Here is a 15,334-nt window from a genome sequence, read left to right as displayed (position 1 = left end):
TCAAGCAGGCAATTTTAATGAATTTTCATTAGGGTTGCTTTTTTTATATTCCGTTTGTCAAAATAAGCTAGATAATTGACCATCATCTATGTAACTCAAAAATACTTCCAACGGTGTTTGATAGTTCAAAGACTTTCTGGGTATATGATTTCTTCTGGATTTTAACTTTTAAACTAGATTCATGTAGATGCTAAACTAGACACAACAGTTTTCTCCAAATAAGTGACAACACTTCTTGGTATACTGAGACAGAGTATATTGAAAGAGAGAGGACATGGAGTGGGAAAATGGATGATTTATCGAGAGATATACTGATTTAAGTGATAATGACAAATACGATTTACGTGGTATTGTAAATCGTATTTTTATGGTAATTTAGCAACGCCTTAAGTAAAGTTTACTTTTCTGTTATTTAGGAAAAGGAGTCATGGTCTTTTTTAAGTTTTCTTAAACAACAATTTCTTTATCCAACATATCTACTGCTACTTTCATAGGAGCAGTAACTGTAAATGCAAAATCTATAATCTCATCAGGTAACTCAATACTGCTTTTACTGATGTTGGAATTATATAATTCAGATTGATTAATTATCTTTAATAAGTGACTGTCTTTACTTAGATTTTTTAAACCATCATTGTTATTGAAAAATTCTATAATCTCATCTCCAGTAAAATTTATTTTCCACTTCAGTAAAAAATGAGGTTTTCCACCTTCATATACTTCTCGGTAAACACAAAGTAAGTCCTCATTAAAATCAAAGCTTACATATGAATTATCAATTCCTAATTCATCTTTTATCTCCATCTTAATAGCATGCTCAATACCCTTTATTGATAACTTATTTTGATTATTGAGAGAGTAAATAGATTTTAATGATCCAGAAACCCCAAAGCTATATTTACTTTTTGCAGTGGAAACTTTATTAGAACTTTGTGAAAGTACGATGTTATTATCTTTATCAAAAACTAAAATATTAAAACCGATATGGTTGGAAAGAGTAGAAACATTTAAATCATTAATATATGGACCAGGTTCTAAAACATCTCTTACTGTGAGGCTTTGAGAAATATGATAGTCTATCGCTCTATTCGTAATTAAAGTATTTAAGTATGTAGTTCTCGAAGTAAATATATTTACTTCATTGTCGGATACTTCAATTTTATCCATGCGTATCATCTTATTATTTTTAAAGTGACTAGCTTTATGAGCTGTTAATATTTTATCCGTGTAGTTAGATATAATAGACGGTAGAAGATAGACTCCTGCAGAATCTTTTATAGTGATTTTCTTATCACTGTTATGACTGTATAAAATAATAATTGGCCAGAAGTGGTCCTCGTTATCTTTGTAAAAACTCGATTTTACAACTTCTAGAGGATACTGGTCTTTAATTTTTTCGAAATCATAATTTATTTTGATTTCATCTTCTACATGAACTCTTAAAATATCGATACTCTTATTAAATAGCAAGGTTACAAAGAATGTAATTAAAAATGTAGAAAGAGCTGTACCCAATGACAAAGTAAAAATAAATCCAACCACTTTAAAATAACTCACCCGATTCTCATGTGTTTTTTCTTTCAATTTAAAACCTGTGTGCTATGATAATCATTTATAAAACACAGAGAAAACCATGAAAATAAGAATAGCAGTCATTATTTTTTGTATTGCTTTAATGCTGCTTGTTGTAGCAGTTATAGACAGTTTTAACCATAGTGACATAGATACACCGGAATCAGCAGATGTGATTATTATGCTCGGCGGGGATGATGCCGGACGGATGCAAAAAGTAGCCGAACTGTATCACGCAGGCTACGCGGATTACGTTATGATTACACCGGAAAGTGCAGACATTTACCCGCAGAGTACAGAATTCGCCCTGGAACTCGGTATAGCTGAAGACGCCATTATAGAAGAACATAAGGCAACGAGCACCTATACCAATGCGGTTGAGTCTCTGAAGATAATGGATGACTACGGCTTTGACAGTGCGCTGGTTGTGACAAGCGATTATCATCTGAAGCGGTCCAAAATGATTTACGACAGAGTCAGTGACGGACAGTACGATTTGAAATATATCGCAGCACCGGGTGCTGACGGCCAGGCATGGAATGACAGAGCAGACTGGGACAGAGCCTGGTTCAGTGAATTTTATAAACTGTGGGGCTACAGACTCGGCTTATATAACTTTATAGATGAGCCGGATGAAGGATGATGAATTTGTCAGACAAAGAAAAACAGATTAAAGTGCTCCTTGGCGGCAGGGGGCGTGCTTACGACTATGCCTGTCAGACACTCGGTGTCGACAACATGATGCATCACAGCTATGCCGATGTGTTTACAGTGAGTGAAGCGGATGTCTATGACTATATACTGAAGAACGGTCTGCCTGAGAGCGAAGATACAAGCAAAGAGTCATTAAAAGAAGGCTTTCACTATTATAAAGAAGACGGCAGATGGCATACCTTCTTCAGAGAAAGAAACTATATATTTGATGAGAAAAGTTTTGAAGACGATACCGAAGCCAGGAAATACATCGCAGGCAGACTGATCAGGCTGTCGGGAACAGGGCTGTATTGAAGATAGAATATTTTTTAACACTTATGATGATTCATAGGTGTATTTTTTTACCGCTCAATACCACCTAAATCGGATAAGACATAAAAATGACTCCACATTAAGGTTATAAACTTTAATGTAGAGTCATTTGATTTTATATGAGACTTTTACCCCAATTTATTCTTATTAACATACAGAGTCATTCGATTTTGGTACGGATAACCCGAACAGGGGTCTTAAGTAAAGTGCAAGGAATGTACCGCCGATGGCCACGATACCCCAAATGTAGCCGTGCAGGCTGAATGAAGCAATGCCGCCAAAGTAAGCACCGATGTTACAGCCGAATGCAAGACGTGCACCGTAGCCCATTAACAGACCGCCGATGACTGAAGCCATGAAATTACCTTTGGTGATTTTAGTGAACTTAAACAAACCGCCTGCTGCTGATGCTATAAATGCACCCAGGATGACCCCGAAGTTCAGTACAGTCGTAGAGTCGGCAAATATTGATGCGTTTAAAGCAGTTGCCGCTTCTCCCTGCCAGTAACCCCAGCTGGCAACATCAAAGCCGATGAATTCTGCAACTTTAGATCCCCACAGCGCAAATGCTGAAGTAATTCCCCACGGTTCACCGCGCGTCATCAGCGTCAGGGCATTTAAGACCGCAAGTGCGACTGCTGCCACCATTAACGGCCAGGATCCTCTGAAAATTCTTTTCCAGCTGCGTGCACTTGGCAGCTGTGCAACTTTAGGAGAGTTTTTCTTTTTCTCAACGACTTTACTTATATAGGCGATTAAGCCGAATGTCAGTAACGAGACGACTAAAGCACCGCCGTAGCCGAGATTAGTCGATGTTGCGAGTGAAAATGTGCCGAGAGAAGGCAGGTCTTCTGTCCAGAATGGTAAATGTGCTGCACCGATTGTCGTTCCGATGATGAAGAATATCAAAGTGATGAACATGACAGAACGGCCGGCGCCGATTGAATACAGCGTACCGGATGCACAACCGCCACCGAGCTGCATGCCGATACCGAATATAAATGCACCGACAATCAGACTGACACCGATTGGTGAGACATAACCTGTGACTTCAGCACCGAAAAATGAAATGCCGAGCGCTAAAATCGGTGCGAATAATAGAGTTGCTGTACCAAGCATGACCATATGCGCCCGTATTGCTTCACCGTTGCCGACAGACATCAGCCGTCTGAAAGCGGAAGTGAAACCGAAGCGGGCATGAAATAACGTATACCCGAGCAGTAAGCCAATCACCATAAGCACCGGCTGCATGATCGACTGGGTGATGGCTAAATACATAAATAAGACTAAACTGACTATAATGCCGCCGCCAATAAGCATTTTTTGAGGATCTTTCAGTGTATTCGCATGACGATGGACCGGGTCCATTGCTTTACTCACGGTATTTATATGACTGACCAATTGAATTCTCCTATTCCTGAGTACTTTAGTATGATTTAGTCAGTATAAGAGGACTAGGGACATATGTCAAAGAAAAATTATTATGCAGATTATCTGACAGCAAAATAAAATATCATTCACTTTTAAATTGTAGTAATATTATGACAACTGACAAAGTAATTCGTAAAGGGGAACAGATATGACACTTGAAGAGATAGATTCGGTTTTACTGAAACATAAAGACAGGTATTTGAAGCAGCTGTTTAACTTTCTTAAAATTAAGAGTATCAGCACCGATACAGGGGCAATCAGACAATGTGCCGGCGTACTGAAAGACGACATGGAAGCGCTAGGGATTCGCACCCGAATTATGGAAACCGACGGCAACCCCGTCGTTTACGGCGAGCTGATGAACGATAATAACCGCTTCACCTTACTTATCTACGGGCATTACGACGTCCAGGCGGTCGAGCCACTTGGTTTATGGGAATCAGATCCATTTGAACCCGAGATTAGAGACGGCAGAATTTACGCCAGGGGAGCCGGCGACAACAAAGGACAGTTAATGGCACAGCTGCTCGGTATTAAGACGTATCAGGAACTCTACGGTGAGTTGCCAATCAATATAAAGTTTGTCTTTGAAGGCGAGGAGGAACTTGGCAGTGTGCACCTACCCGAATTTGTGGATAAGAATAAAGACTTACTTGAAGCGGATTTGGTCTACACCGCCGACGGTTCTTCCCACAACAGTGGGAACCCGTTAATACTCTTAGGCGTCAGAGGCATTCTCAACTTTGAAATGACTATCAAAACTGCGGACTTCGACAACCACTCCGGCAACACCGGGAACATTGTAGCCAATCCTGTCTGGAAGATGATTGAACTCTTAAATACGATGCGCGATGATTCTGGGAACGTATTAGTGGAAGGGTTCTACGATAACATCCGTGAACCTTCACAGACGGACATGAGACTTTTATCGTCCTTACCATACGACCAGAAAGACATCAAAGAGAAAATCGGCTATCCGGATTTAAACATGGACGGGGAGACGTACTATCGTAAGCTCACGATGGAACCGACGTTTAATATAGCGGGGATGGAAAGCGGCTATACGGGAGACAATGCGAAAACGATCATCCCGTCGACTGCCACTGTGAGTATCGATATGAGACTCGTCGCCGACCAGGATCCGGAAGATATATTTAAAAAGGTTGAGTCACACGTCCGGAAATTTAATCCGGATATCAAAGTGACTTACAAAGGTGCCATGCATCCATCGAGAACACCCTCTGACCTTGAAATTGTGCACGTGGTGACAGATGCTGTGGGGGAGACATACAAGAAGACACCGTTAGTGCAGCCGAGCATGCCGGGATCATTGCCTGACTATGTATGGACCGATTACCTGGGCACACCATCGATCATCATGCCGTACGCCAACTTCGACCAGCACAACCATTCACCCAACGAGAACCTGAAAGTGGAGAACTTTTTCGGCGGGATTAAATGTACGTGTAATCTGGTGAAGGCGCTCGGGGAGTCCAGTAAAGACTCATAACCAAGTCCGAGGGATACCTTAATTCTGGAATATAAAAAAGGAAGCGGGATTCTTATCCCGCTTCCTTTTTTGAAGTTTACTGCTTCTGTTTGACGTAAGCAGTGACCGCTTTACTGACATACTCTGCAGTGCCTGCACCAAACTGATCGATATTCTTTTTGAACCGTTCATCCTGAACATAACCCAGTCCGATGCTCTCGAATACTTCCAGCGAACAGTCGAATGAATACTCGCGTATATGCTGGTGCAGTGATTTCGCAAGTTCAATGTTCTGTGCATCTGACGGTGACATACCAGCCGAGTGATTATTCGCAAAAGCAAAGAACAACTCGTTAAAACCATCGGTCATTTCCTGTTCTTTACCCTGATGTTTCTTAGCTGCTGTATCAATCACTTCTTTACCGTATTTTTCAGCAGCTTCTTCTTTGTACTCCTCGTTATCATCATAATTTAATCCTTTAAAACGTTCCTGACTTGTCATACTAATCCCTCTTTCCTTCGCCAGAATCGTAGACTCCAGCGTATTAATGATTGTCAGTATTCTCCGGTTTTCGTCATGCATCAGTTGCAGCTGTCTTCTTAAATGAGTCAGCTGATTATCTTTACTGTCTGCAAACATCTCTTTAATTTCCTGGAGTTCAAATCCCAAATGCTTATAAGCCAGAATGATTTGAAGTTTATCGAGATCTTTATCAGTATAGTAACGATAACCATTGTCGCTCCTGTTAGCCGGTAAAAGACCAATAGAATCATAATGATGCAGCGTGCGCACGGAAACACCAGTCCATTCACTGAGTTCTTTAACATAATACATTTTTAAACCTCCTGACAAATTAAGAATAGAGTATGACGTTATGTAAGGGTCAACCGGTATTTTAATATTTTTTTGGAATGAGTCTTTAATATGTACTATAACGTGACAGAATGAATAATTCTATACATTGATTTGGTGCAGGGGCAAAGGAGTATGAAGCGGCCACTTGGGGTATAAGTAAAAGCAAAGTGTAAATTATAGAATCTGTCATCGAACGTATAAAAATGTGACGGATAACTGGGGGATATATTATGAATGCAGCATTGATGAACCAGCTTAAAGCAGTCATTGCCAGTGAGCAATTTAAAGAAATCGTTAAAGAAACAAGTATGGTTGTAGGCAGGGAAGTCATGAAGAATGCTGGTGAAAAGCTGAAAGCATATGCACAGCAAAGAATAGAAAATATGGAAGACGGTATGAACAGTGATCAGTCATTTAACCGTGAGTTAAGTCAATTTGATAATCTGGAAGAAGTATATACAGAAGGACTGGATTTATTTAATAATACTTTTTCACAGCTGGAAGATCATTTTGACTTAGCTGATAACGAGCTGTATTCAGGGTTTAAAGAATATAAAGCATATCTTGAAGGCAATATGACCGATGAAGAGGAAACGACACTGATTAATAAATTGTATCTTTTAGCAGATGAACTGCTCGACAGCCGTGATCTTGACAAAAATATCGGTGAAGATAATTACAAGATGCTGCTTACTATGATGATTAAACATAGTATGAGTGTTTCACATGCAGTGTATGAACATGGGCAGAATAAGCTCACTGAACTCCAGCTGAAAGAGAAGATGAAGCAGCTGTATGAAAATTACATTATTGCCATCATGGACTTCGTCAAGCATAATCCGCTTGTCAGAGAACATGGACTGACTATTTTAATGCTGGCATTCGGACCGAAATCAGCGCTGATACAAGGTGTTGTCATTACAGTCGCAGTGACTGCACTGGACAAAGAAAAGCGTGAAGAGATGGTCGATGCTCTGAATACAGTGAAATCTAAATTACTGATGAGAAACAGAGCATCAAAACGTAAAGAGACAAGAAAAAATAAGGAGTCGGATTATGAGAACTTTGAGTCCTAAAATTGCATTCAGAAACAATTTAATACATGACACAGCGGGCTTAATTAAATACAGAAATAAGCTTGAACTGTATGAAAAATTTAAATCGGATGATTTAAAAATTTGGGCATGTAACCACTTATCTTTAGAAGCGGCTGATGCAGACAACGGTGATAATAGTATTGAAGCGTACTATCAGTTTATTACCATGCTGGACAACAGTCTGTCTTATACTTCGGAAAAAGAGACATTTCAGCAGCTGCTATATACACTGATGGATGGAAAGAACGACGATTTTGAATCTGTCTTAACACATATAAAAAAGATTATTTTGGATTATGAGTTATTTTATTCTGAGCTTCCAGAATTTGAGAAGTCAGCACTAATTAACAGCAGTTTAAATATTTTTATCGGATTTTCAATTATTATTGATGAGTATGCTGGAGAGATTTCCGAGCAGTTTATCGATAATATTAAAGGATTCTTGTCAGAAGGGTACTGGGGTGACGATGAGACAGCAGATTTCACCGTACTTCGTGCGGATGATTTTACACAGATTACAGAAGTAAAAACTAAATTTATAATAACAGAGTGCAAAGGTCCGTTAACGCTGGAGAATCTCAGTCCGGCATATAAAAGTTCTAAAAGTGCGAAATCCTTTGTTGATATTTATAACAAAAGAAGCGAACAGCAGGTGGTCAACAGAATTTATGCACCTGGCGCTAAAATAGATTTAAAAGACTCAAGTGCTTATGCAGAATATATAGAGGTGAAATATGATGAATGATCACAAGAAATTGGAATTTGAAATTACTAAATTTGTTCAATCCAATATTCCTCTTATTTTTCTGCAGAAATTCAGTTTTGATGAAGTCGAAAAGACAATGAGAAGCTTTAAGAACAAAAATTCTGTTGAAAATGTATTTTACTTTAATGTAACGCAGGGGTTTGGTGAACAGCCCGGAGTTGAGCTGAGTGACTACGATGTACTGCTGAATGGATTGATTGATCTGTTGAAGACGGACAACGAGCAGATTGTTGTGATTCACGGCGCAGAGTCACTATTCAACGGGAATCGGACTGATGAGTCAGACAAAATGTTTGAAATCCTAAGTGTTTTTGTACATAAGGTACAGACGAATAAATACTATAATACAACGATTATTTTTAACGGCAGCCATTATGATATTCCGTCAGAGTTAAGAGACGGTGCCATGATTATTGAAAATACTCTGCCGGATGAAAATGGTATTTACAACATTATTGAGGATTTTATCAGAACGAATCATCTTGAAGCATATACCGATGCCGGTAATACTGACCCGAACTTAATAGAGAACCTTAAAGGATTATCTTATTATGAAATTACGCAGGCACTGTCATTTATATTTTATGAATTCGGCATTAAAGTGTTCAACAGTACAATAGACAGCAGCATATCGAGAGAAATATATACCATTAAAGAACAGATGCTTAAAAAAATGGGAACATTATCGATCGTTGAAACGACAGAGAATGTTGATGATATTATCGGTCTGGATCATTTAAAAGAATATATCGAAGAAGAACGGGCTGCATTTTCGAATATGAATCTGCTGGCGAAGAATGGGGTGGAGTTACCGAAAGGCATTCTTATTTTGGGTGAACCTGGGACAGGTAAGAGTATGACGGCCAAAGCCGCTGCTAATGCGCTCGGATTAAAGCTCATTAAGTTCGATATCAGTAAAATAATGGGTAAATATGTGGGTGACAGTGAAAAGAACATTATGGAAACATTGAAAGTCATTGAGCATATGAGCCCCTGTGTACTGTGGATTGATGAAATAGAGAAAGCATTCTCCGGGGCGGATGATAGCGATAACCAGGTGTTAAGAAGAGTATTCGGTATTTTGCTGAGCTGGATGAGCGACGATAACAAAGGTGCTTTTGTGGTCGGTACCGCAAATAATATTGATGGTGTGCTGCCGCCTGAATTTTTACGGAAAGGACGGTTTGATGAAATCTTCTATGTCAGTAAACCGGATGAAGATGCGAGATTGCTGCTGTTTGAGGACAAACTCGAGAAACGGGCAATCCCGTTAAAGCTGCACGATGATGAATTGGAACAGCTGGCAGGGCAATCAGCAGGATTTACCGGTGCGGATATAGAGTATATATGTAACCGTGCTGCCAGGAAGTTTCATTTATCCAAAGCAGAAATCGGTACGAACAGATACAGAGAGACAATCAGGACATTGCTCTTTAAAGAAGTACAGTTTGTGCGGGATAACAGAGAAGCGGAACTGACTGCTGAGAATTACAATGAACTGGATGCTTATTATAAAAAAATGTATGGGGAAGAATTGGAATACCTCAATAATAATGTGAAGAATAAGAATCCTTTGGAAAGTAAGATATCCGAAGTGCTTGATAGTAAAATCTCAGAGATAATCAATCAGGATATTGAAAAAATGCTGAACAGAAAACGAAACCGCAGCAAATACCGGAATGCGGATGGATAGAACGGAGGGTGTTTATGAGTGACAACAACATCAGTAATATTAAAACATTCATCAATCAGGTGGATGAATTTAACGAACTGAATAGTGCTGATCAGATTATTGCGGAACAAAACCTCCGTAATCTGCTTGGAGAATTTAATCTGATTATCGATCGTGATCTGACACAGTCAGATGACTTTCTAGGGAAGTTTTTCTCTGAGCTGCTTGGAATTGATCAGATGGAAGCCCGTAAACTCTCTGAAGCAGTTAAAAGTAAAAATGCACTTAATTTTATAAATTACCGAAGCGGCATTAAGGGCACGCAGTATTTAAATTATCATAATTTTATACAGCCGGTTAATATTCTGGTTGTCGATTTTATGGAGCTGTTAAACAGTGAAGATATCTATGCAGAACAGCGGGTGAGTGTTAAGAGTGACTCAGCAGATAAAACATTAGTTTTGCTTGCGGATTCAACTGAAACACAAAATATTTATGACAACTATATACTCCCTGACTACGGAGAGAACGTATATGTGATTGTCGTCGACAAATTCAGTTTGCCAAGTGCAGTTAAAACAATTAACAATCAAAGAAGCAGCGTGCTGATTCACGACTTTGACAGTTCATCTGTTTCACCGGTGATTGAATACGGAAAGCTTACTGATAAATATGACTCAATTTATAAAACAATCAATGAAGATATTAAAGAGAAATCAGCAAATACAAAAACGTTCAATGAACGACTGACAGATTTTGAAAAGCATATATCAGGCATTCGTGAGAAAAAAGCAATGCTGAAAACTCTGGCAGCAGAAAATAAACAGTCGATTGATCAGTTAATAAACCAGCAGCTGGATGATAATTTAACAGTAGCAAAATTACTGGAACAGATTGAAACTCAGGGAATTAAAATGAAGAAAAAAGAACAGAAAGCATTTACGGAACATGTGCTGATGGAGAAAGTGGAAATTATCAATGCTGAAGTCCGCGGTAAAATAGAACACTTCAATGAGAAAACAGACGAAGCCATTGAAAATATAGAGCATGAATTTATCAATGTTTCCGGACTTAAGTTCGGTAATAATTCAAAAAACTGGTTTGTGACCGGACTCGCAGGACTGGGGTCATCGGGCGCACTCGCTTTATATATGTCCTCATTCGGAAAACTTGGAAGCACTGCACTGCTGACTAAAGCATCCGGAATACTTGCAAGCTTCGGCATGTTAAAAGCCGGTGCAGCCGCAGCCTTTCTCGCAAGCCCATTAGGTCTTACACTGAGTGCTGCCATCGGTGCCGGCATGGTATTTAAATCCATTACAGGATGGAAAAAAGGACTCGCCAAACATATAAGGAAGACCGCAGCGAAAAAAGTTATCCCTGACTTTAAAAACTACAACCATCAGTTATGGAACGAAACAGAGGCAGCAGTTGCTGCTGGATTTAATACAATGATTGCAGAAAGCCGTGAGCACTTTATCGAGCAAAACAAAGAACTGATAGATAAAGGCAGAATGGGAGAAATAGATGGGATTACGAGTGTGTAAGTAAGTTCTGTTATAATAACAATGATTTTATATTAAATGAAGAATGAACAGCTGAAAGTTTGAAGCGGAGAATTCCTGATTTACGAGAGTGGGTTGGGGCTTTTTATATATTGTAAAAGAAAAAAATGCTTTTAATCTTCGATATTATATTGAAGAGATTTTAAGATGAAGATAGATGTATATTAGAAAAGATATTGAGTGGCAAGAGAAAGAAGAGTACTTATACGAGTAAAATTAGATTAACCATAACTGTGATAGATAATCTAAATAGTTTTAAAAGATATATTTTCTATAATCATCCGAGTAATCTTAATAAGTCATAGTTAACGTAAACCTTATTTTTAGTTTTAGCTTTATCGGTATCTAAAAGTTTCAAATCAACTAATTTACTTTTTGCTTTGACTGATGATATAATCAAATTACAAAAAGGAAATCCATTGCAACACCGAACCCCCAATCTATGACCGTAGATTGGGGGTTTTTTGGTGTGGTTTTCGCCTATCAGTCATTGCGGTTATCCAGCCAATAGACAAAGTACGCAATCAGGCACCCGGTGATTACGGGTGCTAAAATTTCTGCAAAAAGAAAATCCATTGCCTCCACCTCCTCCCGGTCAATATTTCGCCCGGGATGGATAGGCGATATTTCAATTATACCAAAAATAGAACATTCGTTCGATTTATTTAGAAATTTTAAAATATAACTCCGCTATTTTTCGCACTTATATGCTAATATAGAACATATGTTCTATATAGGGGTGATATTCATGTATGACTACAGTGTTTGTCCGCACTACGATATTCTGTGCATTGATTTAAAGAGTTTCTTTGCCAGTGTGTCATGCAGGCTGAAGGGTCTGGATCCGAAGACAACCAAGCTCGCTGTGGTAGGGGACACAAAGAGTATCGGTTCCGTCGTGCTGGCAGCAACGCCCGAGTTAAAAAAGCTCGGTATTAAAACAGGGTCGCGGCTGTTTGAGATTCCTGCGCGCAGCGATATTTACATTATCAATCCTTCCATGAAAATCTATTTGGATTACTCCATGCGTATTACGGAAATTGCACTCAAATACGTCGCACCTGAAGATTTCCATCAGTACTCCGTCGATGAGTTCTTTATGGATGTCACACACAGCTACAAACTGTTTGCCGCTTCACCGAGAGAGCTTGCCAAAAAGATAAAGGACGAAATCTATGAAACGACCTTAATCGAATCCGCTGTCGGGATCGGTGACAATCTGCTGCTCAGCAAGGTTGCACTGGATCTTGAAGCCAAGCATATGCCTGACGGAATCACCGAATGGCGGTATAAGGATGTGGTCGAGAAGATGTGGCACATTAAGCCGTTAAGCAAATTCTGGGGTATTAATAAGAAAAGTGAAAAGAAACTGAACCAAAGGGGGATTTTTAATATCGGGGATCTTGCCAACTATCCGCACGAGTACCTGAAGCGGGACTTCGGCATTATCGGAGTCGACTGGCACCTGCATGCCAACGGTATTGATTTCAGCAAAATCAGCGAAAAGCATAAAGTCCATTCGCCTTCGATTGCAAAGAGCCAGATTCTCATGCGCGACTATAAATTCAGTGAAACGTATGTCGTGCTGTTTGAACATGTCGATGAGGTGACACACCGTCTGCGGCTCATGAAGCGGCTGGTGCGTACCGTCCAGTTTTCCGTCGGCACAAAAGACGGTCATATATACCGCAAGCAGTTTACGATTAAAGAAGGCACCAACAGTGAGGACATCATTATTAAACACGTCTGGCAGCATTTAAAACAAATCGCAGACCCATATGCGCTGTACCGGACCATCAGTGTCACGTTAACGAACTTTATCCCCGACAGCCAGAAACAGGTCTCGCTGTTCCAGGATGTTGATAAGGTATTGAAAGAAGAAGCGCTGATGAAGACGATAGACGCGCTGAAAGTGAAATACGGACAGCTCAGTGTTATGCGGGCAATCAGCTGCACGGAAGCCTCTACACTGAAGCTCCGGGAAGGTTTAATCGCGGGACATAAAAGGTAGATTACAGGTGAGGAGTGATATGATGCGGATTTTGGTGCTTATTTTATCAATACTGAACTTAATCTATCTGATTACGACGATTGCCGCGAACGACGTGGGTAATATTTACCTGTCACCGATCGGTCTGCCGTATTATATTGCCATCGGTCTCGCGATATTAAGCGTGGTTATACTCTTAATAACGCAAACCGGAGAAGGCAGAGCGAAGAAACTCAGCCTGTCGGCAATACTGGTGAACGTGGTTGGAATATTTTTAGTGAGCATATTGTTTATGTAAAATAGATGAAGCGTCCGGTGAGTGAGCCGGGCGCTTATTTAATAAAATATTAAGTGGTAAAGCGTATCATAAGCAGTTATCTACTCCGGTTGCGTGTGCTTCTCCAGTAACGGTAGGATATCCAGGTAGCTGCGAGTACCGTAATCCAGGCAGTGACCAGGATGATGCCGTTAAAGAGAGACTGATTGACTGCGAAGGCACCGAGGGCGACAAGTGAAATTTGTCCCGGTATGGAAGCAATAAAGGTTGCTGACAAAAAGGCATATTGACTGACGCCTAATGCACCTGCACCGTAATTGACCGGCCAGTATGGTAAGCCGGGCATCAGTCTTGCTGTACACATGGCTAAGAAGCCTGCGTTACCCAAATACTTTTTAACCGTTGTTCCATGGCGGCCAAGGAGTTTGAATGTCAGGTCTTGACCGGTAAGTCTGGCTAACCAGTACCCAATCCAGGAGCCGATCAGTACGCCTGTAAAGGAAAACAGACTGCCGGCTATAACACCGTATAGAGAACCTGCAACTAAGGCCGGGATAGTGACAGGAATCGGTGTAATGGCAATCAGGGCTGTAATGCCGATAAAAACCAGCCAGCCAGCCCAGCCATATCCTTGAATCATCTCTCTCAGCACTTCAGGTTCCGGGATATTTACATTAAAACTCAACCATATCAATACGCCTATGAATATTACTGAGGTTAATAGGGAAACTATTGAACGGGGAGAGAAAGCATCTGTAGAATATTTTTCTGAACTCATTATGTTTCCTCTTTCCTGGACATTTTATTAAAAACTTAATTTTATCGGATGATACACTCACTTTAACTTGAACAGAGACCTTAATAAAAGGGAATGGATTTTATCTTATAAATTTGGTGATTTAAAACTATAGGGGGCAGCGATTTTATGCGTATTTATACTGTAGGACATTTTGATTATTCACTGGATAAATTTCTGGAAATGTTACAAACCGCAGATGTCACACAGGTGACTGATGTGCGCACATTTCCTAACAGTAAAAGACACCCGCAATACAACCGGCAATCATTTCAGGAATGGCTGGAAAATAATGATATAAATTACCTTCATAATAAGCTGCTGGGCGGACGAAGACAACCATCAGGGACTGTAGGAGTCTCTTTAAATGAAGGCTGGAAAAATCAATCATTCCATAATTATGCAGATTATACGCTGACTGATGAGTTCAAACAAGGTATCAATTCGTTGATGGAAGATGCCGGAAAAAAGACAGTGGCTATTTTATGTGCTGAACGTCATCCATCCAGATGCCATCGTTTAATTATCAGCAACTGGTTGGCCGCACACGATGTGGATGTAGATCATATAATAGTGAATAATAAAGAAGAAATAGAAATAGTACCGCATAAGCTGGGGCAGTGGGGCGCCATGCCGATTATAGAAGATGATGGAGAAGTTGTATATCCTAAAAAAACAACGAAATGATTGTACTATGGAGCGTCCGGGGAAACCGGACGCTCTTTTTGAAAGAATAAAATTAGCGGGAAACACTTGCACATGACGTTACGTAATATGATTTAATCAAGATAGAGGTG

Annotated in this window: 15 protein-coding genes and 1 pseudogene; 10 read left to right on the top strand and 6 right to left on the bottom strand. The window is 39.9% G+C overall.

All coding sequences use genetic code 11. From position 1 onward, the window contains the following. Window positions 1–57 precede the first annotated feature (57 nt). A pseudogene (locus HNR41_RS11295) lies at window positions 58–159 on the bottom strand (IS30 family transposase); the annotation flags it as partial. Between the two features lie 288 nt (window positions 160–447). Continuing rightward, window positions 448–1,584, bottom strand: coding sequence for a hypothetical protein (locus HNR41_RS04855; RefSeq protein ID WP_184282273.1), 1,137 nt, complete (start codon window positions 1,582–1,584; stop codon window positions 448–450). 49 nt (window positions 1,585–1,633) lie between these two features. On the opposite strand from HNR41_RS04855, the gene HNR41_RS04850 reads away from it, so the two are divergent. Beyond that, on the top strand, window positions 1,634–2,215 hold the full coding sequence (locus HNR41_RS04850; RefSeq protein WP_184282271.1) for a YdcF family protein: 582 nt from the start codon (window positions 1,634–1,636) through the stop codon (window positions 2,213–2,215). Then, complete coding sequence (locus HNR41_RS04845; protein ID WP_184282269.1) at window positions 2,212–2,580, top strand: hypothetical protein; 369 nt, start codon at window positions 2,212–2,214, stop codon at window positions 2,578–2,580. The genes HNR41_RS04850 and HNR41_RS04845 overlap by 4 nt, the downstream gene beginning before the upstream one ends. A 165-nt stretch (window positions 2,581–2,745) precedes the next feature. Here the strand turns inward: HNR41_RS04845 and HNR41_RS04840 are convergent, their stop codons facing one another. After that, entirely contained in the window at window positions 2,746–3,966 is a 1,221-nt protein-coding gene (locus HNR41_RS04840) for a YeeE/YedE family protein (protein ID WP_184282880.1), read from the bottom strand. 211 nt (window positions 3,967–4,177) lie between these two features. Here HNR41_RS04840 and HNR41_RS04835 point away from each other — a divergent pair, with 211 nt between their 5' ends. Beyond that, complete coding sequence (locus tag HNR41_RS04835; protein ID WP_184282267.1) at window positions 4,178–5,539, top strand: M20/M25/M40 family metallo-hydrolase; 1,362 nt, start codon at window positions 4,178–4,180, stop codon at window positions 5,537–5,539. A gap of 76 nt (window positions 5,540–5,615) precedes the next feature. On the opposite strand, the gene HNR41_RS04830 is transcribed toward HNR41_RS04835, so the two are convergent. Further along, window positions 5,616–6,353 carry a MerR family transcriptional regulator gene (locus HNR41_RS04830; RefSeq protein ID WP_184282265.1) on the bottom strand — a complete coding sequence of 246 codons (738 nt, stop codon included), beginning with the start codon at window positions 6,351–6,353 and terminating at the stop codon, window positions 5,616–5,618. Between the two features lie 251 nt (window positions 6,354–6,604). On the opposite strand from HNR41_RS04830, the gene HNR41_RS04825 reads away from it, so the two are divergent. Genes HNR41_RS04825 through HNR41_RS04810 form a run of 4 tightly spaced genes read left to right on the top strand, consistent with a single transcriptional unit; the run spans window position 6,605 to window position 11,456 of the window. Beyond that, window positions 6,605–7,450 (top strand): hypothetical protein, encoded by an 846-nt coding sequence (locus tag HNR41_RS04825; protein ID WP_184282263.1) that lies wholly within the window; start codon window positions 6,605–6,607, stop codon window positions 7,448–7,450. Continuing rightward, window positions 7,431–8,216 (top strand): hypothetical protein, encoded by a 786-nt coding sequence (locus HNR41_RS04820; protein ID WP_184282261.1) that lies wholly within the window; start codon window positions 7,431–7,433, stop codon window positions 8,214–8,216. Before HNR41_RS04825 ends, HNR41_RS04820 begins: the two co-directional genes overlap by 20 nt. After that, on the top strand, window positions 8,206–9,930 hold the full coding sequence (locus HNR41_RS04815; RefSeq protein ID WP_184282259.1) for an ATP-binding protein: 1,725 nt from the start codon (window positions 8,206–8,208) through the stop codon (window positions 9,928–9,930). Before HNR41_RS04820 ends, HNR41_RS04815 begins: the two co-directional genes overlap by 11 nt. 14 nt (window positions 9,931–9,944) lie before the next feature. Then, window positions 9,945–11,456 (top strand): hypothetical protein, encoded by a 1,512-nt coding sequence (locus tag HNR41_RS04810; RefSeq protein WP_184282257.1) that lies wholly within the window; start codon window positions 9,945–9,947, stop codon window positions 11,454–11,456. 501 nt (window positions 11,457–11,957) lie between these two features. Here the strand turns inward: HNR41_RS04810 and HNR41_RS04805 are convergent. Continuing rightward, window positions 11,958–12,050 (bottom strand): type I toxin-antitoxin system Fst family toxin, encoded by a 93-nt coding sequence (locus HNR41_RS04805; RefSeq protein ID WP_184282255.1) that lies wholly within the window; start codon window positions 12,048–12,050, stop codon window positions 11,958–11,960. Window positions 12,051–12,222: 172 nt separating this feature from the next. On the opposite strand from HNR41_RS04805, the gene HNR41_RS04800 reads away from it, so the two are divergent. Together HNR41_RS04800 and HNR41_RS04795 are read left to right on the top strand one after the other, a co-directional pair. Then, a complete protein-coding gene (locus tag HNR41_RS04800) occupies window positions 12,223–13,485 on the top strand; it encodes a Y-family DNA polymerase (protein ID WP_184282253.1) in 1,263 nt (420 codons plus the stop codon). 19 nt (window positions 13,486–13,504) lie between these two features. Further along, window positions 13,505–13,762, top strand: a complete 258-nt coding sequence (locus HNR41_RS04795) for a hypothetical protein (protein ID WP_184282251.1) — start codon at window positions 13,505–13,507, stop codon at window positions 13,760–13,762. Window positions 13,763–13,838: 76 nt separating this feature from the next. Here HNR41_RS04795 and HNR41_RS04790 read toward each other — a convergent pair whose 3' ends face one another. Continuing rightward, on the bottom strand, window positions 13,839–14,519 hold the full coding sequence (locus tag HNR41_RS04790) for a TVP38/TMEM64 family protein (protein WP_184282249.1): 681 nt from the start codon (window positions 14,517–14,519) through the stop codon (window positions 13,839–13,841). Between the two features lie 147 nt (window positions 14,520–14,666). Between HNR41_RS04790 and HNR41_RS04785 the strand changes: the two genes are divergently transcribed. After that, entirely contained in the window at window positions 14,667–15,224 is a 558-nt protein-coding gene (locus tag HNR41_RS04785; RefSeq protein ID WP_184282247.1) for a DUF488 family protein, read from the top strand. Window positions 15,225–15,334 lie beyond the last annotated feature (110 nt).

It is taken from the genome of Jeotgalicoccus coquinae, from assembly GCF_014207425.1.
Taxonomy (GTDB): Bacteria; Bacillota; Bacilli; order Staphylococcales; family Salinicoccaceae; genus Jeotgalicoccus; species Jeotgalicoccus coquinae.
The sequence above is the reverse complement of the archived record's forward strand: the minus strand, read 5'-3'. Positions and strand labels throughout refer to the sequence as shown.